This window comes from Aeromicrobium sp. CF4.19, from assembly GCF_051262555.1.
GTDB lineage: Bacteria > Actinomycetota > Actinomycetes > Propionibacteriales > Nocardioidaceae > Aeromicrobium.
Map to the genome: position 1 here is coordinate 20,981 of NZ_JBIMEU010000003.1, position 20,632 is coordinate 41,612.

The 20,632-nt window shown below is 72.3% G+C and carries 18 protein-coding genes and 1 riboswitch; of the genes, 7 read left to right on the forward strand and 11 right to left on the reverse strand.

Annotation, left to right across the window (positions count from 1 at the left end):
- The first annotated feature begins 12 nt into the window (after positions 1–12).
- Both ACHAAC_RS07790 and ACHAAC_RS07795 read left to right on the forward strand, forming a co-directional pair.
- Positions 13–465, forward strand: coding sequence for an SRPBCC family protein (locus ACHAAC_RS07790; RefSeq protein WP_435715557.1), 453 nt, complete (start codon positions 13–15; stop codon positions 463–465).
- A 128-nt stretch (positions 466–593) separates the two neighbouring features.
- Complete coding sequence (locus tag ACHAAC_RS07795; RefSeq protein WP_435715558.1) at positions 594–2,159, forward strand: long-chain-fatty-acid--CoA ligase; 1,566 nt, start codon at positions 594–596, stop codon at positions 2,157–2,159.
- A 165-nt stretch (positions 2,160–2,324) separates the two neighbouring features.
- On the opposite strand, the gene ACHAAC_RS07800 is transcribed toward ACHAAC_RS07795, so the two are convergent.
- From ACHAAC_RS07800 to ACHAAC_RS07825, 6 genes are all read right to left on the reverse strand, one after another.
- Complete coding sequence (locus ACHAAC_RS07800) at positions 2,325–2,669, reverse strand: sterol carrier family protein (protein ID WP_435715559.1); 345 nt, start codon at positions 2,667–2,669, stop codon at positions 2,325–2,327.
- Positions 2,669–4,999: a phosphoribosylformylglycinamidine synthase subunit PurL gene (gene purL / locus ACHAAC_RS07805; RefSeq protein WP_435715560.1), complete on the reverse strand. Its 2,331-nt coding sequence runs from the start codon at positions 4,997–4,999 to the stop codon at positions 2,669–2,671. Before purL ends, ACHAAC_RS07800 begins: the two co-directional genes overlap by 1 nt.
- 122 nt (positions 5,000–5,121) lie before the next feature.
- Positions 5,122–5,484, reverse strand: a complete 363-nt coding sequence (locus ACHAAC_RS07810; protein WP_435715561.1) for a hypothetical protein — start codon at positions 5,482–5,484, stop codon at positions 5,122–5,124.
- 34 nt (positions 5,485–5,518) lie between these two features.
- Complete coding sequence (locus ACHAAC_RS07815; RefSeq protein ID WP_435715562.1) at positions 5,519–5,674, reverse strand: hypothetical protein; 156 nt, start codon at positions 5,672–5,674, stop codon at positions 5,519–5,521.
- Positions 5,675–5,754: 80 nt separating this feature from the next.
- Positions 5,755–6,588, reverse strand: a complete 834-nt coding sequence (locus ACHAAC_RS07820) for a hypothetical protein (protein WP_435715563.1) — start codon at positions 6,586–6,588, stop codon at positions 5,755–5,757.
- Positions 6,589–6,680: 92 nt separating this feature from the next.
- Positions 6,681–7,256 carry a TetR/AcrR family transcriptional regulator gene (locus ACHAAC_RS07825; protein ID WP_435715564.1) on the reverse strand — a complete coding sequence of 192 codons (576 nt, stop codon included), beginning with the start codon at positions 7,254–7,256 and terminating at the stop codon, positions 6,681–6,683.
- 22 nt (positions 7,257–7,278) lie between these two features.
- Between ACHAAC_RS07825 and ACHAAC_RS07830 the strand changes: the two genes are divergently transcribed.
- Positions 7,279–8,481: an MFS transporter gene (locus tag ACHAAC_RS07830; protein ID WP_435715565.1), complete on the forward strand. Its 1,203-nt coding sequence runs from the start codon at positions 7,279–7,281 to the stop codon at positions 8,479–8,481.
- A 113-nt stretch (positions 8,482–8,594) separates the two neighbouring features.
- Here the strand turns inward: ACHAAC_RS07830 and ACHAAC_RS07835 are convergent, their stop codons facing one another.
- The 4 genes from ACHAAC_RS07835 to ACHAAC_RS07850 form a co-directional block, all read right to left on the reverse strand.
- Positions 8,595–9,389 (reverse strand): ECF transporter S component, encoded by a 795-nt coding sequence (locus ACHAAC_RS07835; protein WP_435715566.1) that lies wholly within the window; start codon positions 9,387–9,389, stop codon positions 8,595–8,597.
- Positions 9,386–10,975 (reverse strand): ABC transporter ATP-binding protein, encoded by a 1,590-nt coding sequence (locus ACHAAC_RS07840; protein WP_435715567.1) that lies wholly within the window; start codon positions 10,973–10,975, stop codon positions 9,386–9,388. The genes ACHAAC_RS07835 and ACHAAC_RS07840 overlap by 4 nt, the downstream gene beginning before the upstream one ends.
- On the reverse strand, positions 10,972–12,096 hold the full coding sequence (locus ACHAAC_RS07845; protein ID WP_435715568.1) for a CbiQ family ECF transporter T component: 1,125 nt from the start codon (positions 12,094–12,096) through the stop codon (positions 10,972–10,974). The genes ACHAAC_RS07840 and ACHAAC_RS07845 overlap by 4 nt, the downstream gene beginning before the upstream one ends.
- 67 nt (positions 12,097–12,163) lie before the next feature.
- Positions 12,164–12,275, reverse strand: a riboswitch (cobalamin riboswitch).
- Positions 12,276–12,326: 51 nt separating this feature from the next.
- Complete coding sequence (locus ACHAAC_RS07850) at positions 12,327–12,938, reverse strand: hypothetical protein (protein WP_435715569.1); 612 nt, start codon at positions 12,936–12,938, stop codon at positions 12,327–12,329.
- Between the two features lie 71 nt (positions 12,939–13,009).
- Here ACHAAC_RS07850 and ACHAAC_RS07855 point away from each other — a divergent pair, with 71 nt between their 5' ends.
- Positions 13,010–14,917: an acyl-CoA dehydrogenase family protein gene (locus ACHAAC_RS07855; protein ID WP_435715570.1), complete on the forward strand. Its 1,908-nt coding sequence runs from the start codon at positions 13,010–13,012 to the stop codon at positions 14,915–14,917.
- 4 nt (positions 14,918–14,921) lie between these two features.
- Positions 14,922–15,434 (forward strand): hypothetical protein, encoded by a 513-nt coding sequence (locus ACHAAC_RS07860; protein WP_435715571.1) that lies wholly within the window; start codon positions 14,922–14,924, stop codon positions 15,432–15,434.
- A gap of 3 nt (positions 15,435–15,437) precedes the next feature.
- Here ACHAAC_RS07860 and ACHAAC_RS07865 read toward each other — a convergent pair whose 3' ends face one another.
- Positions 15,438–15,926 carry a MarR family winged helix-turn-helix transcriptional regulator gene (locus ACHAAC_RS07865; protein WP_435715572.1) on the reverse strand — a complete coding sequence of 163 codons (489 nt, stop codon included), beginning with the start codon at positions 15,924–15,926 and terminating at the stop codon, positions 15,438–15,440.
- 232 nt (positions 15,927–16,158) lie between these two features.
- Between ACHAAC_RS07865 and icmF the strand changes: the two genes are divergently transcribed.
- Positions 16,159–19,416, forward strand: a complete 3,258-nt coding sequence (gene icmF / locus ACHAAC_RS07870; RefSeq protein WP_435715573.1) for a fused isobutyryl-CoA mutase/GTPase IcmF — start codon at positions 16,159–16,161, stop codon at positions 19,414–19,416.
- A gap of 298 nt (positions 19,417–19,714) precedes the next feature.
- A complete protein-coding gene (locus ACHAAC_RS07875) occupies positions 19,715–20,593 on the forward strand; it encodes a hypothetical protein (protein ID WP_435715574.1) in 879 nt (292 codons plus the stop codon).
- Positions 20,594–20,632 lie beyond the last annotated feature (39 nt).

Sequence of the window (20,632 nt, forward strand, 5' to 3'; positions counted from 1 at the left end):
ACCGTGGGCGCCATGGACTCCGACACCGTCAGCGTCGAACGCGTCATCCGGGCCGAGCCGGAGGAGATCTTCGCACTCCTCGCCGACGCCGGCCGGCACGAGAGCTTCGACGGGTCCGGCACCGTGCAGGGGACCAGCGCGCCGAGCCGACCGCTCGAGCTGGGCTCGGTGTTCGGCATGTCGATGAAGATGGGACTGCCGTACTCGACCAAGAACACCGTCATCGAGCTCGAGCCCGGCCGGCGCATCGCCTGGCAGACCAAGGGGTTCGGCGGCGTCGTCGGTGGACGCATCTGGCGCTACGAGCTCGAGCCACAGCCGGAGGGCAGCACCCTGGTCCGCGAGACCTGGGACCTGTCACAGGACAAGCAGGCTTTCCTGCTCAAGCGGTCGTCGATGCCGGCAACCACCGAGAAGAACATGCGCCGCACCCTGGACCGCCTGGCCGAGGCCGTCGAGGCTTGACCGGGGCCGGGGGTCCGGACACGCCGAACACTCGTGCGAGCGACCCCGATGGGCTCCTCGCTTCGACAGTGACGTCGCCCACCGACCCGTAGGCTGGCGTGACCCACGTCACCCTGCGAGGAGCATCCATGCACGTGCCCGACGCCACGTTCCTGTCCGACTTCCACGCCCACCGCGCCGAGCACGAGCCCGACGGACTCTGCTGGACCTACCTCGACCGCACCTGGACGTGGGCGCAGGCGTGGGACGACGCCCGTCGCCTCGCCGGGGCGCTGGTGGCCGAGGGCATCGGGCGCGGCGACCGCATCGCGACGCTGGACAAGAACAACCCGGCCATCCTCACCGCGACCCAGGCCTCGTGCCTGGTCGGCTGCGCCAACGCGATCGTCAACTGGCGTCTCGCCGGCGACGAGCTCGACTACGTCATCAACGACTCCGGAGCGCGCATCCTGCTCGTGGGTCACGAGCTCGTGGACCAGGTCGCGCTGATCCGCGACCGGCTCACGCACGTCGAGCGGATCATCGTGCTCGGCGGTCCCGATGACGAGTACGACGACCTGCTGGCCGCTGCCGACCCGATCGACCGCCGGGCCGACGTCGAGCCGGACGACCCGTGCCTGGTCATGTACAGCTCCGGCACCACCGGCCGTCCCAAGGGCGTCGTGCTGACCCAGCACAACATGGTCGTGCACACCCGCAACGCGATCGGCGACATCGTCTACGGCGAGGGCGACATGATGCTGATCGCGATGCCGATGTTCCACGTCGGCGGCTCCTCCTACGCCCTGTTCGGCCCGGCCACCGGGACTCCGGGGTACGTCATCCGCGAGGTCGACCCCCAGCTGCTGGCGCAGGCCATGATGGCCGGCGTCACGCACGCGTTCCTCGTCCCCGCGGTGGTCGCGGGTCTGCTGCAGGCCGGACCCGATGCCATGGCGTTGTTCAGCCGGCTCAAGGTCTTCACCTACGGCGCGGCCCCGATGCCGCTGCCCGTGCTGCGCGGCGCCCTCGAGCACTGGACGGCCACTGAGTTCACGCAGGTCTACGGGATGACCGAGATGGGCGGGGTCGTGACGATCCTGGACCACGCCGCGCACCAGGAGGCGCTGTCCGAGGGTGGACACGAGGAACGCCTCGTCTCCGCCGGCAAGCCGATCCCGGGGGTCGAGGCGCGAGTCGTCGACCCGGCCACGCTCACCGACGTCGATCCCGGAGCCTCGGGCGAGCTGTGGTGGCGGACCGAGCAGGCCACGCCGGGGTACCTCGGCAAGCCGGAGGCCAGCGCCGACCTGCTCGTGGAGGGATGGCTGCGGTCCGGGGACGTCGGGCGCATCGACGACGACGGTTTCGTCTTCATCGAGGACCGCGTCAAGGACATGATCATCACCGGTGGCGAGAACGTGTACTCGCCGGAGGTGGAGCGGGTCCTCGCCGAGCACCCCTCCGTGCTGGAGATCGCCGTCATCGGCGTCCCGGACGACCGGTGGGGCGAGTCCGTCAAGGCCGTCGTCGCGCTCAAGCCCGGCGAGGTCGTGACCTCCGACGAGCTGATCGCCTGGACCCGCGAACGCCTGGCCGGCTACAAGACGCCGCGCTCCATCGACGTCGTCGAGGCGCTGCCGCGCAACCCGTCGGGCAAGATCCTCAAGCGCGACCTGCGCAAGCCCTACTGGGGCGGCGGCCGTCAGGTCTGACCCGGCCCGGCACGCAAGACGCGGTCCCGACCCTCCAGGGGTGATGGGTCGGGACCGCGCTGTCCCACACGATACATAGGCACGGCGGAGCGGGCACACCGAACGCCGCCGGCCCAAGACGTGCCCGGCTCGGCCACGATCGTCAGGAAAGGACGTGCCGAGCACTCACAGCGGGAGATGGGCGGAGAGGTCCGAACGCTCCCCCGACGCCTGCACCGTCGCGTCCGCCCAGGCCAGCCGGCCTCGGGCGAGGTCGATCCACGTCAGGGCGTCGGTCTCGACGACGGCCGGCGGGGTCCCTCGCGTGTGCGTGGCGCCCTCGATGCACTGCACCGCGGCGAAGGGCGGCACGCGGACCTCCACGCTGCGGCCCGGCGCCTTGCGCGCCAGCTGCCCGAGGTAGTGCTTGGTGAGCGGCTTGAGGACCTCGCGGGCCGTGTCGCCGGCGTCGAGACGGGCCAGCAGGCCGTCGAGCACCTCCGGCGTCAGCTGGGCGGAGGGGCGAGCCATCAGAGGCCGGGGCTCGCCGAGCCGCCGCCGAGGATGGGTCCCAGGACGGCCGGGAGGGTCGCGGTCCAGGCGGCGCGCAGCTCTGCGAGCGGGACCCTGAACGAGCCCGCCACCTCCACCGCGTCTCCGCCGGTGAGCCCGATCGACGCGACGTCGACGCCGTGCTGCTCGCACAGGGCCAGGACGGCGTCGTGCTGGTCCTCGGGCACCACGACGATCGCGCGGGCCGCGGACTCGCTGAACAGCGCCAGGAACGCGTCGTCGTCGATCTCGACGTGGACGCCGACGCCGTGGCGCAAGGTCCCCTCGACCAGCGCCATGGCGAGTCCGCCGTCGGAGAGGTCGTGGGCGGCGGTGAGCAGGCCGTCGGCCGCGGCGGCACGCAGGACGGCCGCGAGGGCCTGCTCCGCGGGCAGGTCGACGCTCGGCGGGAGACCACCCAGATGCCCGTGGACGACGTCGGCCCACGACGAGCCGGAGAGCTCCTCGCGCGTCTCGCCGAGCAGCAGCACGTGCTCGTCCGGGCGCTCGAAGCCCTGCGTCACCCTGCGCCGGACGTCGTCGACCACGCCGAGCACGCCGACGACCGGCGTCGGCAGGATCGGGGTGTCGCCGGTCTGGTTGTAGAAGGAGACGTTGCCGCCGGTGACCGGGATCCCCAGCTCGGCGCACGCGTCCTTGAGGCCGTGCGTGGCCTGCTCGAACTGCCACATGACGTCCGGGTCCTCCGGCGAGCCGAAGTTGAGGCAGTCGGTGACGGCGAGCGGCAGCGCGCCGGTGACGGCGACGTTGCGGAAGGACTCGGCGAGCGCCAGCTGGGCCCCGACGTAGGGGTCGAGCTTGGCGAAGCGGCCGTTGCAGTCGGTGGACACCGCGACGCCGAGGTGGCTGTCCTCGTCGACCCGCACGACGCCGGCGTCCTCGGGCTGGGCCAGGACCGTGTTGCCCTGCACGTAACGGTCGTACTGGTCGGTGACCCAGGACTTGTCCGCGAGATTGGGCGAGCCGACCAGGCGCAGCAGGGCCTCGCGCAGCTCGTCGCCGGTCGTGGGGCGCGGAAGGGCCTCCGCACCGTCGGCCTGCAGGGCGTCCTGCCAGTCGGGACGCGCGTACGGGCGCTCGTAGGTGGGGCCGTCGTGCGCCACCGAGCGCGGCGGCACGTCGACGACGGTCTCGCCGTGCCAGTCGATGACGAGGTGCTCGCCGTCGGTGACCTCGCCGACCACGACGGCCTCGACGTCCCACTTCCCACAGATGGCCATGAAGGCGTCGAGGTGCTCGGGCTCGACGACGGCCATCATCCGCTCCTGGCTCTCGCTCATCAGGATCTCCTCCGGCGAGAGCGTGGAGTCGCGCAGCGGGACGGTGTCGAGCTCGACGTGCATGCCACCGTCGCCGGCGGAGGCCAGCTCGCTCGTGGCGCAGGAGAGGCCGGCGCCACCGAGATCCTGGATGCCGTTGACCACTCCGGCACCGAAGAGCTCGAGCGTGCACTCGATGAGCAGCTTCTCCATGAAGGGGTCGCCGACCTGCACGCTCGGCCGCTTGGCGGGGCCATCAGCGTCGAAGGTCTCCGACGCCAGGACGGAGACGCCGCCGATGCCGTCGCCGCCGGTGCGGGCGCCGTAGAGGACGACCTTGTTGCCCACGCCCGAGGCGAAGGCGAGGTGCAGGTCCTCGTGCCGCAGGACGCCGACGCACAGGGCGTTGACGAGCGGGTTGCCGACGTAGGTCTCGTCGAACACGACCTCGCCGCCGATGTTGGGCAGGCCCAGGCAGTTGCCGTAGCCGCCGACGCCGGCGACGATGCCCGGGAGCACGCGCTTGGTGTCCGGCGCCGTCAACGGGCCGAAGCGCAGGGGGTCCATGACGGCCACGGGCCGGGCACCCATCGCGAGGATGTCGCGGACGATTCCGCCGACGCCGGTGGCCGCGCCCTGGTAGGGCTCGACGTAGCTGGGGTGGTTGTGGGACTCCACCTTGAAGGTGACGGCGTATCCCTGGCCGATGTCGATGACGCCCGCGTTCTCGCCGATGCCGGCGAGCGTCTTGCCCAGCGGGGTCTCCTGCGGCAGCTCGCCGAACTTCTTCAGGTGCACCTTGGAGGACTTGTAGGAGCAGTGCTCGCTCCACATCACCGAGTACATCGCCAGCTCCGCACCCGTGGGACGCCGGCCGAGGATCTCGACGATGCTCTCGTACTCATCGGGCTTCAGGCCCAGCTCGCCCCACGGCAGCGCACGCTCGGGGGTCCGGCGGGCGACGGAGACGGTGTCGAGGGCGGGCTTCGCCGCAGGGTCCAGGACGGGCTTGGCGGGAGCGTCGGTCACCAAGCGATCGTATCGGCCGCGATGATCGGGGCCGTGTCCGACGTCGGTGCGACGCCGGCCCCGTGCAGGAGCCGGCGCTCGAGTCGATCTCGGCCGGGTCCGGACGCCGTGGACCCGGCCGCTCAGGCCGGTACGTCCAGGCCCAGCACGCCGCGCAGGATCGCCGCGACGAGCTCGAGCACCGCGCCGCACGGGATCACCAGCACGGCCGCCGCCAGCAACCATCGCCACGGCAGCACCTCCGTGGGCCGCAGCCGCACGGCCAGCACCAGGCCGACCGCCACGGCCAGACCGGCCACGAGGATCGAGACCGCCACGTCCGCCCCGACGCCGTCCTCCCACCGGGCACCGAGCAGCAGCACGTCCACCCCGGAGATCCGCAGGATGAGGGCGAAGACCAGCGCCACCGTGGCCGCGACCGCCAGCGCGACGCCGCCGGCCCACCCGGCTGCACGTGCCCAGCTCGTCGTCGGGTCCCGGGTCATGGTCTCGACCCTAGGTCGGGCCGGGTGCGCCGCCTCAGGGCAGGGCGTGGCGAAGCAGGAAGTCGCGCTCGGTGTCGCGGCCCGACTCGGGGTCGGGGACGGCCCGCACGTCGAGCTCGGCGATGGTGTCCTCGAGCCGGATCGGCTCGGGCAGCCGCGAGAATCGACCCTCCGCGGTCGGCTGGCCCATCGCTCACCTCCTGCTGCAGGGGTCACTGCCCGGATCCCCGACCTCCACGGTACGTCGAGGCGAGCCTGCTCGCGCGGCGCTCAGGCCTCGGTCGCCCCGTCGACCGCGTCCGCGGGGCGCTCCGCGGCGGGCGCCAGGACCCGGCGCCGGCCCCCGGGCAGGCGCTGGGCGAGGGTGCCGAGGGGCTCCACCGCGCCGCTGAGCACCGAGACGGCGGCGTTGAGGTTGGGGATGGCGTTGCCCAGCGCCTCCAGACGAGGCACGAGCGAGTCGAAGGTGTTGCCGAGCGAGACGAGCTGGTCCAGCGTGCCGCCGGGCATCAGCAGCGTCTCCAGGATGCCCTCGTCCTCCAGCAGCTGCTCCAGCAGACCGCCGGGCTCGAGCACGTTGTCCATCGGCCCGCCCTCGGCGAGGAGCCGGTCCAGCGCACCGTCGGGCGCGAGCATGCGCTCCAGCGGGCCGTCCGGCGCAGTGAGTCGCTCCAACGGACCGTTCGGGGCCAGCAGCCGGTCCAGCGAGCCACCGGGAGCCAGGAAGCGGTACAGCGGGCCCTCCTCGGCCAGGGCACGATCGAGCGGGCCGTCCGTCTCCAGCAGACGGACGAAGGGCCCCTCCTCCGACGCCATGCGATCGACGAGTCCGTCGCGAGCCAGGGCCCGGCCGATGGGCCGGTCCTCGGACGTGATGTCGGCGACGAGGTTCCCCAGGGCGATGACCCCTCGCTCGTCGGCAAGGAGTCTGCCCAGCTGCTCGAGCAGACCGTCCTCGCCGATCAGCACCGCGATCCGGCTGGCGTACCCGCCCTCACGCAGCAACGGACCCTCCGGCGACGCGAGCTGCCCCAGCGCGAGCGTCGTACGGGTGGCGGAGACCGTGACGCGCACGGGCAGAGTGACGAGGCCGACGAGGTCCATGGGCGTCAGCGTAGGACCGTGACATCGTCGATGTCACGTGAAGTGACGACGCGGTGGGCGAGCGCTGCCGTGGTCCGGACGCCCGGGACGGATCAGCCCGGGCGGGTCGATGCCCGGCGCACGAGCACCGCCGCGAGCTCCTTGGCCGGCCCGACGGACGGCACGGGCTCGCGCAGCCGCATCGCGAGGGTCCCCGAGACCACCAGCAGCAGCTGCTCGGCCAGCTCGGCTGCGCCGTCGCCCGCCACCGGGGTCGCGAGCTCCCCGAGCCGGGAGCGCAGGGCCGCCGTGTCCGTGCGCACCGCCTCGGCCAGCTCCGGCGGCGGCTCGGCGTACTCCGCCGCGGCGCCGAGGAAGGCGCACCACCGCGCTCCGCCCGGTCGGGACCAGGTCAGCTCGAGGGCGTCGAAGACCGCCAGCAGTCGGCCCTCGTCGTCCGCGGCGGAGGCCACCGCCTTGTCCCACGTCGCCATCCAGGCCCGGTGCCGACGCTCCAGCACGGCGGCGACGAGCGCTTCCTTGGTCCTGAACCCGCGGTAGAGCGTGGCCGTCGAGACGCCCGCCCGGGCCAGGATCGCGTCGACCGGCGTGGCAACGATCCCGTCGACGAACAGCACCTCCTCGGCTGCGTCGAGCAGCTTCGTCGCCGTGCGGTCGCGCATCGCCATGAGGGCAGTCTATGCTGTGAAAGTGAAACGTACGTTTTTGGTTGGAGCTGATCGACCGACACTGCTCTCCGCCGCCGGCCTGGGTCTCGTCGCGGCGACCTACGGCCTGGTGCGCCTGACCTACGGGCTGTTCCTGCCCGACGTGCAGGGGTCCCTGGGCCTCGGCGACGGCACGGCGGGGCACATCGCGTCCGCGGCGTCCCTGGCTTACTGCCTCGGTGCGCTCGGCGGGTTCGTGGCCGCCGACCACCGGGCCCGGACGCTCGTCGTCGCCGCCGCCACGACCGCAGGGGCGGGGACGCTGGGCATGGCCGTCGCGCCCTCGGTCGTGGTCTTCGCGCCGTTCGCGGTGCTGAGCTCATCGGCGGCAGGGCTGGCCTCACCCGCCCTCGTCGCCATCGTGGCCCGGAACGTGGACGTGGACCGCCGCGACCGGACGCAGTCCGTGGTCAATGCCGGCACCGGCCCCGGACTCGTGGCGGCGGGGGCGCTGGCGCTCGCCCTGCTGCCGCACTGGCGGCCGGCCTGGGCCCTCACCGGCGTCGCCACCATCCTCCTCGCCGCCACCGTCCTGCGCCTGGACCGTCCCGACCCATCGACGGCCCCCTCGTCCCGACGCGCCCTGCCGCCGCCGACGTGGTTCCGTGAGCACGCCGTCCCGCTCGGCGCGGCGTTGCTGCTGGGCGCCGGGTCGGCCGCGGTCTGGACCTACGGGCGGACGCTGTTCCTGCAGTCCGGTGCCTCGCAGGACGCCTCGGCCCTCGCGTGGGTCTGCATCGGCGTGGGAGGCAGCGCCGTCGTCGCCACGGCCGCACCGATGGACCGCCTGTCACCGCCGCGGGCGTGGGCGTTGACATCGGCGACCACGGCCGTCTCCTGCCTTGCCCTGGCCGTCGCGCCGGGCAGCCGGACGTTGGCGCTTCTCGCCTTCGCCACGTTCGGGTGGGGCTTCGTCGCGGCCACGTCGTCCCTCATCGCCTGGGCCGCACGGATCGACGTCCAGCGCGCTGCCGCGGGAACGTCGGTGCTGTTCGTCGCCCTCGTGGCCGGCCAGTCGGTCGGCGCGGCGGCCATGGGACTCACCGTCGGCCTCACCGGCCTCAGGGCCCAGTTCCTGGCCGCCGCGGTCGTCGTCGCCACCTCGTGCGTCCTCGCCGTGCTCGGAACCATCGCGCCGAGCACGCGCCACCCCGAGCCCCGCCGAGGAGAGAGTTCTCCCCACTGACGAGAGACTTTCCCTCCACCGACGAGAGACTCACCACGGTCCTGCCGCGAAGACTCTCTCGTCACCGTGGAGATCTCTCTCGTCACCGTGGAAAAGTCTCTCCTCAGCGGGAGTCAGGCAGGGGCGAAGCGGGCCCGGCGGGCGGCCCGGCGCAGCGTGGCCAAGATCGCCGGTCCGAGCACGACGATGGCGACCGCGTTGGTGACGGCGCGCCCGGTGTCCCACGTCGCGGTGGACGTCGCGACCGTGTAGAGCGCGAAGGACCGCAGGTTCTCCAGCAGCGGGGCACCCGGGACGAAGGCGAGGGTTCCACCGTCGGCGTCGGCTCCCTCGACGCCCAGCAGGAAGGGCCAGGACCACAGGTTCATGAGCGCGCCGAAGAGGTAGGCGACGGCGACTCCGTAGACGACGAGCATCGCGATCTCCCAGCGCCCGGTGACCCGACGCGGCAACAGCCCCGCCGCCATGCCGATCCAGGCCGCGCACATCATCTGGAAGGGCAGCCACGGACCCACCGCGCCCGTGAGCAACGCCGAGGCGAACAGCGACGTGCAACCCAGCGCGAACCCGAAGCCCGGCCCGAAGACCCGTCCGGCCAGCACGAGGACGAAGAAGACCAGCTCGACCCCCGAGGTCCCCGCCCCGAGCGTCCGCAGCGCCCCGTTGATCGCGGTCAGGACGCCCAGCATGGCCAACGCCTTGGAGTCCATGCCGCCCTCGGTGAGCTCCACGACCACCACGCCGATCACGACCGGCATCAGCACCAGGAAGACGAAGGGCGGATCCACGCGGTCCGTCCCTGCCGCAGGCCTGAGCACCAGCGGCCAGGCGAACATCAGCAGGCCGACGCACGACGCCGCCGCGAGCGTGACCGCCGACCGTGGCCCGACCCGCAGCGCGGCGGTCACCGCAGGGCCCCCGCCACCTGGTCGACGGTCAGCCAGTCGTCCCCGAGGATCTTCCACGTCTGCGGCGCGAAGGCGGGCGACTCCGGCAGCACCAGCTCGGGCGCGCCGGAGGAGACCACCTCTCCCGCGGCCATGACGGCGACGGAGTCAGCGACACCGGCGACGAACTCCACGTCGTGGGTGGCGAGCAGCACCCCGTGGCCCTCGTCGGCCAGTCCGCGCAAGATGGCGCGCAGCTCGGCCTTGGCGGTGTAGTCCAGGCCGCGCGTCGGCTCGTCCAGCGCCACGACGGCGGGCTCGGCCGTCAGCACGATGGCGAGCACGAGGGCCAGCCGCTGCCCCTCCGAGAGGTCACGCGGGTGCCGCCCGGCCTCGATTCCGGGTGCGAGCCGGTCCAGCAGGGACCGGCAGCGTCCCTGCGTCGCGGCGGCCTGGCCGTCCGCCGCAGCACACTCCAGCGCCACCGTCTCCAGGTAGAGCAGGTCGCCCGCCGCCTGCGGGACGAGCCCGACGAGCGAGCGCGCACGCCCGGCGCCCACCTCGAACGGGTCCTCCCCCGCGACCTCCATCTGCCCTGCGTCACGTCGACCGGCTCCCTGCAGGGCCCACAGCAACGACGACTTGCCGGCCCCGTTGCGACCCATCAGGGCCACCACCTCTCCACGATGGACCCGCACCGAGACGTCGCGCACCGCCTGCACCGAGCCGTGGGTCACCGTGACACCGCTCGCGCGCAGCAGGACGTCACCGTGCCCGCGGTCCCTCCGGGGCACGGGTGCCTCCAGGCGTGCGCGCAGCTCCTCCCGCCGACGGCGCGCGGCCCGCACGGACAGCGGCAGCGGTGACCACCCGGCCAGACGCCCCAGCTCGATGACCGGTGGCGCGACCGGTGAGTCCACCAGCAGCGCGGCCGGGTCGCCCACCCGCACCGCGGCCTCCTCGACCAGCGCCAGCCGGTCGGCGAACGGGATGACGCGTTCCATCCGGTGCTCGGCCAGCACCACCGTGAGTCCGACGTCGTCGACGAGGCGGGCCAGCGTCGCCAGGACCTCCTCGGCGGCGGTGGGGTCGAGCGCCGAGGTCGGCTCGTCGAGCACGAGCACGCGCGGGTGCATGGTCAGCACCGCGCCGATGGCCACCCGCTGCTGCTGACCGCCCGAGAGCATCCGCAGCGGCCGGGAGCGCAGCTCCTCGATGCCGAGCAGGTCCAACGTCTCCTCCACGCGGCGACGCATCGTGGTGTGGTCCACCCCCAGCTGCTCCATGCCGTAGGCGAGCTCCTCCTCCACCGTGTCCGCCACGAACCCCGCGAGCGGGTCCTGTCCGACCCACCCCACGAGGTGGGCCAGCTCGCGCGGCGGCACTCCCGCGACGGATGCCCCGTCGATGAGGACGCCACCACGCAGCTCCCCGCCGGTGAAGTGCGGCACCAGCCCGTTCATGATGCGCAGCAGGGTGCTCTTGCCGGTACCGGTGCGGCCGGAGACCAGGACCAGCTCGCTCTCGTCGAGGGTCAGGTCGACGTCGCGCAGCACGGGTCCGTCCGCGCCGTCGTAGGTGAAGGTGACGTCTCGCAGCTCGATCATCGCGACACCGACCCGAGCCGAGGAGGTGGCGTGAGGAAGCCCGGCGCCAGTCCCAGCAGCACGACGACGAGCGCTGCGGGAGGCAGTGCCGGGATCGCGTCCAGTGGCGGGTGCACGGCGCCGGCGGCCCAGACGGGTGCCGAGGTGGCCAGCACCGCGACCGCAAGGCCGGTGAGGGCGGTGAGCACGTCGGCCGCCAGCCACGGGTCGGGCCGGTAGCGCACGCGCTGCACCCGCCGGCCGGCCGAGACGAAGCCCGCGGCCGCGAGGGCGACGCCGCCGACGACCATCGGCCAGGCGAGGACGCGGGGGGCGCTCGCGTCCAGGAAGGCGTAGACCCCGACGGCGAGCCCGGCCAGGGCGGCGAGCAGCAGCGCGCCGGTGACCGCCCGCTCCCCGGTCGAGGCCCGCCCGGACCGTCCGTAGCCCCGGGCGTCCATGCCGGCGGCCAGCGTCATCGACCGCTCGAGCGCGTCCTCCAGCACGGGGACCACCACACGCCGCAGGGCGCCGGTCCCCCGCCCCGGGTCACCGCGCAGCCGTCGGGCCCGGCGCACCCGCTGGATGCTCTCCACGAGCTGGGGGAAGACCGACAGCGCCACGACGACGGCCGTGCCGATCTCGTACAGCGCCGGCGGCAGGGCCGCGAGCAGGCGCTTGGGGTTGGCCAGGGCGTTGGCTGCCCCGATGCAGATGATGATGGCGGCCAGGCGCATGCCGTCGTACAGGCCCGCGAGCACCGCCTCCAGCGTCACCGGTCCGAGCAGGCCCACACCCCCGAGCGCGTCGGGCAGACGCAGCTCCGGGAGGTCGACGAGGACCGTCTCGCCAGCGCCACCGAGGAGCACCCGAAAGAGGACCCGCAGCACCACGATGGCCAGGCCGAACCACAGGTAGAAGCGGAAGCCCAGGGCCCACGGCGCCTCCGTCCTGCGAGCCATCACGACGACCGTCGCCACCAGCACGACGAGCACCAGGAGCCACGGGTTGGTCGTCGAGCCGGCGAGCACGGCCAACCCGAGCGCCCAGGCCCACCAGGCGAGCGGGTGCAGGTTGCGGGCCCTGCCGTCACGACGCCCGACGGAGGTCGGGACGGGCGCGGCCCGCGTCACGTCGGTCACGGCGTCCTTCCCGCGGGACGACGCGGGACTCACCGGAGGGAGACCCACCTGCGAGCCGCGACAGTGTGGAGTGGTCACACCCCGTGCAGGTGCTCCGGCTCGCCACCTGGGTGGCTCACGGTTGCGGGTCAGCGCCGGACTCTCACCGGCTTCCCCTGGCACAGGGCGGTATGGAGTTGGGGACAGCCCCTCGACGGTACACCGGCACCCCGGCCCGGTCCGGTGTCCACTCAGGTGGTGCGACGGCGCAGGAGAACCCAGGCCAGGAGCAGCCCCAGCAGGACCACGGCGGCCGCACCCAGGGCGATCCCCACCCACGGGGTGCCAGTCTCGTCGCCCGCTGCGCCCTCGGCGGGGGCAGGCTCGGCCGCATCCACGGCCTCCTGCGGCGTCACGGCGGGCTGCCGCTCCTCGGCACCCTCCTGGAAGGCCAGCGCGACGACGTCACCGGCGGCCACCTCCTGCGCGTCGACGGCCTCCTGCGCGAAGGCCCAGCCGTCGTCGGCACCGACCCAGGACGTCCAGTAGGCGTCGGCCGACGGCATCGCCTCGCACGGCTCGCTGGACTCGTCGGGGGCTCCGTCCACGCGGCACACGACCGACGACCCGAACTCCGCCGTCCCCTCGACGTCGAAGCCGGCCTCGGTGACGGCCGCCAGCATCGTGGGGCTTTCGGCGGGCACGTCGACGCAGCGCGCGTCGAGCTCGCCACCGACCATCTCGGCGTCGACGACCACGGTCACCGCGTCGGATCCGCACTCCTCACCCTCCGCGGCGAGGGCCGGCCCGGCCAGGGCGGTGGCGGCGAGCACGACGACGGCGACGAGGCGGAGGGAACGCATGGGACGGCAGGCTAGCAATCGCCCCGTCTGGACGCCGCGCACCATGAACGCCGCCCGAGTAGCGTGGGGCCATGACGCTGTCCGACGACCTCCGCATCGCCCTCGACGGCAAGTGGCGCCACGTGCGGGAGCAGTCCCGCACCGAGCTGGCCGAGATGAACCTCGCCTTCGACCACGACCTTCCGATCGCACAGGCCCGCGAGCGAACGTTCGCGCAGCTGAAGGACCTCGTGCCCACCGGCGTGCCGGCCGCCGGCTTCCTGCAGTCGCACGGGGGCACCGGCGATCCCGGGATGGCCGTCACCGGCATCGAGATGCTGGCGCAGTTCGACCTCTCCCTCATGGTCAAGGCCGGGGTGCAGTGGGGCCTGTTCGGCGGCGCGGTCGAGAACCTCGGCACCGAGCGTCACCACGCGCTGATCCCGCAGATCATCAACCTCGACATGGTCGGCTGCTTCGCCATGACCGAGATCGGCCACGGCAGTGACGTCCAGAGCCTGGAGACCACGGCCACGTACGACCCCTCGACGCAGGAGTTCGTGGTCCACTCCCCCACCAAGAGCGCCACCAAGGACTACATCGGCAACGCTGCCTGCCACGCCGACACCGCCGCGGTCTTCGCCCAGCTGGTCACCCGCGGCCAGACGCACGGTGTGCACTGCTTCCTCGTCCCTCTCCGCGACGAGCACGGTGAGGACATGCCGGGGGTCACCACCGCCGACGACCACCACAAGGGCGGCCTGCGCGGCGTCGACAACGGCCGCATCACCTTCGACGAGGTGCGCATCCCCCGCGAGAACCTGCTCAACCGGTACGGACAGGTCGACGAGGGTGGCGCGTACTCCTCACCCATCGACGACGAGGGCAAGCGGTTCTTCACCATGCTCGGCACGCTGATCCGCGGCCGCATCAGCGTCGGCGGCTCCGCGCTGGCGGCCTCGGAGGTCGCACTCAGCATCGCCGGCCGGTATGCGCTCAAGCGTCGTCAGTTCGGCCCCGAGGGCGAGGAGGTGCTGCTGGCCGACTACCGGATGCACCAGCGCCGACTGCTGCCGTTGCTCGCCCGTGCCTACGCCTACCGCTTCGCCCAGAACCAGCAGACCGCCCGGATGGACCGCCTGCAACGCAGCGACGAGCCCCTCACGAACGACACCGCCCAGCAGCAGCGCGAGCTCGAGGGACGCGCCGCCGGCCTGAAGGCCGTGCTCACCTGGCACGCCTCTCGGGCCGTGCAGGAGTCGCGCGAGATGTGCGGCGGCGCGGGCTACCTCGCCGAGAACCGCATCTCGACGCTGCGGGGCGACATCGACGTGTTCACCACGTTTGAGGGCGACAACCACGTCATGCTCCAGCTGGTGGCCAAGGAGCTGCTCACGGGGTACGCGGCCGAGATCGGCGGGCTGGACCCCCTCGGCATGGTGCGCTTCGTGGCCGGAACCGTCACCGACGTCGTCAAGGAGCGCACGGCCGCCTCCCAGCTCATCCAGCGGCTCATCGACGCCCGACCCGGCAGCAGCGACGAGCACGACCTGCTCGACCGCGGTACCCAGCTGGAGCTCTTCGAGGACCGCGAGCAGCACGTCCTGGAGACGGCCGCCCGCCGCCTGCAGCGCGCCTCCGACGCCGGGCCCGCCGAGGCGTTCGAGATCTTCAACAACGCGCAGGACCACGTGATCCGGGCCGGCCGCGTGCACATCGACCGGATCGTGCTCGAGGCGTTCACCGCCGGCATCGCCCGCTGCGAGGACCCGGAGGCCGCGGACCTGCTGCGCGAGATCTGCACCCTCTACGCGCTGAGCACGATCGAGGAGGACCTGGCCTGGTTCATGGGCCACAACCGCCTCTCCGACGCTCGCGCGAAGACGGTCACGACGCTGGTCAACGAACAGCTGGAGAAGCTCCGGCCGCACCTGTTGACCATCGTCGAGGGTCTCGGAGTGCCGGAGACCACGTTGGACGCGGCCCTCCTGCGAGGCTGAGCTCGTGCGCCCGAGGACGGCGACCCTGGTCGCCACGGTCTGCGTCGCTCTCGTGGCCTGCGGTCCCGCACCGGACCGGGTGAATCCCGAGCGGTACCGCCTCACGACCGACGACCTGGCTCGCTCGGTGCTGGAGGCGACCGGCGATGCCCTGCGGCTGCCGACCTCGGAGCTCCGGGGCGTGGCCGATGCCCGCCGCTGCGAGGACCGGACCACCGCCCGGCACCAGGTGGACTCGACCTTCGACGCCGCAGTGGGCAACACCGCCGCCACGACCGACAGCCTGGTGCGCGCACTACGGGCGGAGGGCCTGGACACGACCCTGGCCGACTCCGACGACGGTCGCGTCGTCTCCGGCAGCAACGGGCCCAGCACCTATGAGGTCGTGATCGGTCCCTCGGAGCAGACGGTGTCCGTACGCAGCTCATGCCTGGAGGTGGGGAAGCTGCAGGCGGTCGAGATCTCCTTCGCCGAGCGGTACTCCGTCCGGCCGGGCGAGGAGTCACCCGATCGCTGAGCGTCAGGCCCGGAAGTCGGGCTCCCGGAGCAGTCGCAGCAGCGCGTAGGCGTCCTCGCGCTGATCGGGGACCAGCTCGCCGACGGCGAAGTCGATGTCCATGAGCGCGTCGGTCGCGGCGTCGAGGACTTGCTGACCCTGGGGCGTGAGGGCCGCGAAGGTGCGCCGGCGGTCTGTCGGGTCGGTCCGGCGCTGCACGAGCTGCTGCGACTCGAGCCGGTCCACGAGGTTGGTGACGGAGGTCGGGTGCACCATGAGTCGCTCGCCGATCTTGCTCAGCGGGAGATGCCCCTCGCGGCTGAAGGAGATCAGCCGCAGCACCTCGAAGCGGGCGAAGGTGATGCCGTGGGGCCGGAGCGCGGCATCGAGGCGCTGGCTGAGGATCTGCTGCACGCGCATGATCGACGTCGCGAGCCGCATCGCGCTGGCCTCACCGACGTGCTTCTCCCACAGCTCACCGGCGCGCTCGAGCGGGTCGAAGTCCAAGGGCATGTCGGGAGCCTACTGACTGCCCGACGCGGCGGCGGCTCGGGCGCGCACGCGGCACGGCGTCCCGGACGGGGACGCCGCGGGCTGGCGCACCCGGGTCGCGGCGCGCCACCATGAAGCACGATGCCTCCCACCGCCCTCGCACGCCAACTCCCGAGTCCCGATTCCTCGTCGAGGGTCTGTCCTTTAGTTGGGCTTCCGACTATCGTGCGTCCTACCACCATGTGAGGAAGTCATGACCGACCTGCACGTCCCCCAGCACCCCGTCCGCCTCGTCACCGCCTCGGCCCTGTTCGACGGCCACGACGCCAGCATCAACATCATGCGGCGCATCCTGCAGAGCCAGGGCGCCGAGGTCGTGCACCTCGGCCACAACCGCTCGGTCGCGGAGGTCGTCGACGCCGCCGTCGAGGAGGACGTCCAGGGCATCGCCGTGAGCTCCTACCAGGGCGGCCACGTGGAGTACTTCGAGTACCTCGTGCAGTCGCTCGCCGAGCAGGGAGCCGGGCACGTGAAGGTCTACGGCGGCGGTGGCGGCGTCATCGTCCCGGCCGAGGTGGCCCGCCTGCGGGAGGCCGGCGTCCGGATCTTCTCCCCCGAGGACGGCCAGCGCCTCGGTCTCGCCGGCATGATCAACACGATCATCGCCGACTGCGACGTCGACCTCTGGTCGCAAGAAGGCACAGACCTCTGGTCGCAAGAAGGCACAGACCTCTGGAGCACCGCGACGCTCGACGCCGTCCTCGCCGGCGAGCGGTCGGCCCTGGCCCGCAGCATCACCGGCGTGGAGACGGGCCGGCTGCCCGAGGCCGACCTCAACCGGCTGCGCGAGCTGGCCGAGGCGTCCGGCACCCCCGTCCTGGGCATCACCGGCACCGGAGGATCCGGCAAGAGCTCGCTCACCGACGAGCTGGTGCGCCGCTTCCGCACCGACCAGCAGGACAAGCTGCGCGTCGCGGTGCTCGCCGTCGACCCGACCCGGCGCAAGGGCGGCGGCGCCCTGCTCGGCGACCGGATCCGGATGAACTCCCTCGACCCGGGCGTCACCTACTTCCGCTCCCTCGCCACCCGCGGGGCGCACGAGGTCCCCGAGCACCTGGGCGACGTCATCGCGCTGCTGCGTGCCGCGTCGTTCGACCTCGTCATCGTCGAGACCCCCGGCATCGGGCAGGGCGACGCGGCGATCGTGCCGTTCGTCGACCGCTCGCTCTACGTCATGACGCCGGAGTTCGGTGCGGCGTCGCAGCTGGAGAAGATCGACATGCTCGACTTCGCCGACGTCGTCGCGGTGAACAAGTTCGAGAAGCGCGGTGCCGCCGACGCCCTGCGCGACGTGGGGCGCCAGCTGGTCCGCAACCGGGAGGCCTTCGGGTCCAAGCCCGAGGACATGCCGGTCTTCGGCACGTCGGCCGCCACCTTCAACGACGACGGCGTCACTGCGCTCTACCAGCGCATCAGGGACACCCTGCGCGAGGACGGCCTGGCCGTGGCCGACGGCGTGCTCGACCCCGTGGACAGCCGGTTCTCCACCCGCATCGCCCACGTCCTGCCGGCCGAGCGCTCGCGCTACCTCGCCGAGGTGACCGAGACCGTCCGCGAGTACCACGACACCACCGACCGTCTCGGCGAGCAGGCGCGTCGCGCGCAACGCCTCGAGGCCGTTGCCGCCGAGCTGCCCGACGACGAGCAGCTCGCCGAGCTCGCGGCCTCGGCACGTCGCGACCTCCCGCGTGAGGTCGCCGAGCAGATCGAGGGGTGGCCCTCGGTGGTGGAGTCCTACTCCGGTGACGAGCAGGTCGTCATGGTGCGCGACCGCGAGATCCACACGCAGCTGACCCGCGAGTCGCTCTCGGGCTCCAGGATCCCCCGCGTGAGCCTGCCCCGCCTCACCGACCACGGCGACCTCGTCTCCTTCTGGCGCCGGGAGAACCTTCCCGGGTTCTTCCCGTTCACCGCCGGCGTCTTCAAGTTCAAGCGAGACGGCGAGGACCCGGCCCGCATGTTCGCCGGCGAGGGCGACCCCTTCCGCACGAACCGCCGCTTCAAGCTGCTCTCCGCCGACGGCGAGGCCGACCGGCTCTCGACGGCGTTCGACTCCGTCACGCTCTACGGCCGAGACCCCGACGAGCGCCCCGACGTCTACGGCAAGGTGGGCACGTCCGGCGTCTCCGTCGCGACCCTGGACGACATGAAGGCCCTGTACGGGGGCTTCGACCTCAAGTCACCGATGACGTCGGTCTCGATGACGATCAACGGACCGGCCCCGACCGTCCTGGCCTTCTACCTCAACACCGCCATCGACCAGCAGATCGAGCGCTTCGCGACCGAGCAGGGCCGCGAGCCCGACGTGGGTGAGCGCGCCGAGCTGCGTGCCCTGACGTTGCAGCAGGTCCGCGGCACGGTGCAGGCCGACATCCTCAAGGAGGACCAGGGACAGAACACCTGCCTGTTCTCCACCGAGTTCTCCCTGCGGATGATGGCCGACATCCAGGAGTGGTTCATCGAGCAGGGGGTCCGCAACTTCTACTCCGTGTCGATCTCGGGCTACCACATCGCCGAGGCTGGGGCGAACCCCATCAGCCAGCTCGCGTTCACGCTCGCGAACGGGTTCACCTACGTCGAGGCCTACCTCGCCCGCGGGATGGACATCGACGACTTCGCGCCGAACCTGTCCTTCTTCTTCTCCAACGGGATGGACCCGGAGTACTCCGTGCTCGGCCGCGTGGCCCGGCGCATCTGGGCCGTCGCCATGCGGGAGAAGTACGGCGCCAACGAGCGGAGCCAGAAGCTGAAGTACCACGTGCAGACGTCGGGGCGGTCCCTGCACGCGCAGGAGATGGACTTCAACGACATCCGCACCACGCTGCAGGCACTCATCGCCATCTACGACAACGCCAACAGCCTGCACACCAACGCCTACGACGAGGCCGTGACCACACCGACCGACCACTCGGTGCGTCGCGCGATGGCGATCCAGCTGATCATCAACCGCGAGTGGGGCATCGCGATGAACGAGAACCCCACGCAGGGCGCGTTCCTCACTGACGAGCTCACGGACCTCGTGGAGGAGGCGGTGCTGCGTGAGTTCGACGCCATCAGCGAGCGTGGCGGGGTGCTCGGCGCGATGGAGACCGGCTACCAGCGCGGTCGCATCCAGGACGAGTCGATGCTCTACGAGCAGCGCAAGCACGACGGGTCCCTGCCCCTCGTCGGCGTGAACACCTTCGTCGCCCCGGAGTCCGACCAGGAGCCGCCCGAGGTGCAGCTGGCGCGCGCGACGGAGGAGGAGAAGACCTCCCAGCTGCGCCGGGTCCGCGCCTTCCAGGAGTCGCACCGCAGCGAGGCCGAGGAGGCGCTCGCCCGTCTCAAGCAGGCCGCGACGTCCGGTGACAACGTGTTCGCCGTCCTGATGGACGCTGCCCGCGTGTGCTCGCTGCAGCAGGTCACGGAGGCGTTCTTCGAGGTGGGCGGCCAGTACCGCCGCAACGTCTGAGTGCCAACCCGCAGCCGGATCGGTGCGTGAGCAACGGAATCACGCCCATGAGCCCCGTGGCGCGGGAGGTCGGTGCGTGAGCAACCGAATGTGCGATCTTTGGGTTGCTGAGGCACCGATCTGGGCGCGCGAGTGAGGTGTTCGGCCGGATCGACCCCGACGTCGAGGCACCAGCGTCATCTCGAGCTGATCGGCCTCCCGACCGCTCGGGAGGCGTTCGTCCGGCACCTGCGGTACGAATGATCAGGGAGTCCTGCCACGCCGACCGGCGTCGCCCGGCTCCCGGAGGGAGCAGGACATGTCCGGAACCACCATCATCATCATCGTCGTCACCGTCATTGCCATCCTGGTCGTGCTCGGTGTGCTCGCCGTGCTCGCACGTCAGCGCGCCGCGGCCAACAAGGCTCGGCGCACGGCCGAGAACCGGGAACGAGCCGGGGAGCTGCGTCACGAGGCGCGGGAGGTCGAGGTCGACGCCCGGCGCACGGAGGCCGGCGCCATGACCGCACGAGCCGACGCCGACCAGGCCAGGCTCGAGGCCGACCGGCTCGAGGGGCATGCCTCCGAGCTCGAGGGCGAGGCCGCACGGGCCGAGTCCGCCGCCGAGCACCGTCTCGCCGAGGCCGACCGCATCGATCCCGACGTCGGCACGCCCGACAAGGACCGCCGCACCGCCCCGGTCACCCCGAGCCCCGGCCCGGACACCCACCGCGGCACCGACCACGACGGCCCCGCGACCCACGGCGACACCGACCGACACACACCCCCGGTCACCCCGAGCCCCGGCCCGGACACCCACCGCGGAACCGACCACGACGGCCCCGCGACCCACGCCGGCACCGACCGACACACGCCGCCGGTCACGCCGACCCCCGGCCCGGACACCCACCGCGGAACCGACCACGACGGCCCCGCCACGCACGGTGAGCCGCCCGTCGACCGCACGCGCTCGCCCGAGGGCCTGGCACCGGAGGCCGGCGGCAACGTCTCCCCCGCGACCCACGAGCCGGCCGGGTCCCCGGTCAGCGAGCCGTCCGACGAGCTGTTCCTCGACGAGACCACCGACCGCCCCCTCCACGACGAGGACCTCGCCGCGGGCGGGTCGCATCGTGGGACGACGACACCTCCGACCGACCCGTTTGAGGGAACCGTCCCGCCGCGCGACGAGCGGGGCTGACGCCGGGAGCAGACCCCTTGGAGCAGACCCCGGTGCGCC

Coding starts and splice junctions, on each gene's coding strand:
- ACHAAC_RS07790 (WP_435715557.1), top strand. CDS start 13: ATGGACTCCGACACCGTCAGCGTCGAACGCGTCATCCGGGCCGAGCCG.
- ACHAAC_RS07795 (WP_435715558.1), top strand. CDS start 594: ATGCACGTGCCCGACGCCACGTTCCTGTCCGACTTCCACGCCCACCGC.
- ACHAAC_RS07800 (WP_435715559.1), bottom strand. CDS start 2,669: ATGGCTCGCCCCTCCGCCCAGCTGACGCCGGAGGTGCTCGACGGCCTG.
- ACHAAC_RS07810 (WP_435715561.1), bottom strand. CDS start 5,484: ATGACCCGGGACCCGACGACGAGCTGGGCACGTGCAGCCGGGTGGGCC.
- ACHAAC_RS07815 (WP_435715562.1), bottom strand. CDS start 5,674: ATGGGCCAGCCGACCGCGGAGGGTCGATTCTCGCGGCTGCCCGAGCCG.
- ACHAAC_RS07820 (WP_435715563.1), bottom strand. CDS start 6,588: ATGGACCTCGTCGGCCTCGTCACTCTGCCCGTGCGCGTCACGGTCTCC.
- ACHAAC_RS07825 (WP_435715564.1), bottom strand. CDS start 7,256: ATGGCGATGCGCGACCGCACGGCGACGAAGCTGCTCGACGCAGCCGAG.
- ACHAAC_RS07840 (WP_435715567.1), bottom strand. CDS start 10,975: ATGATCGAGCTGCGAGACGTCACCTTCACCTACGACGGCGCGGACGGA.
- ACHAAC_RS07850 (WP_435715569.1), bottom strand. CDS start 12,938: ATGCGTTCCCTCCGCCTCGTCGCCGTCGTCGTGCTCGCCGCCACCGCC.
- ACHAAC_RS07855 (WP_435715570.1), top strand. CDS start 13,010: ATGACGCTGTCCGACGACCTCCGCATCGCCCTCGACGGCAAGTGGCGC.
- ACHAAC_RS07865 (WP_435715572.1), bottom strand. CDS start 15,926: ATGCCCTTGGACTTCGACCCGCTCGAGCGCGCCGGTGAGCTGTGGGAG.
- icmF (WP_435715573.1), top strand. CDS start 16,159: ATGACCGACCTGCACGTCCCCCAGCACCCCGTCCGCCTCGTCACCGCC.
- ACHAAC_RS07875 (WP_435715574.1), top strand. CDS start 19,715: ATGTCCGGAACCACCATCATCATCATCGTCGTCACCGTCATTGCCATC.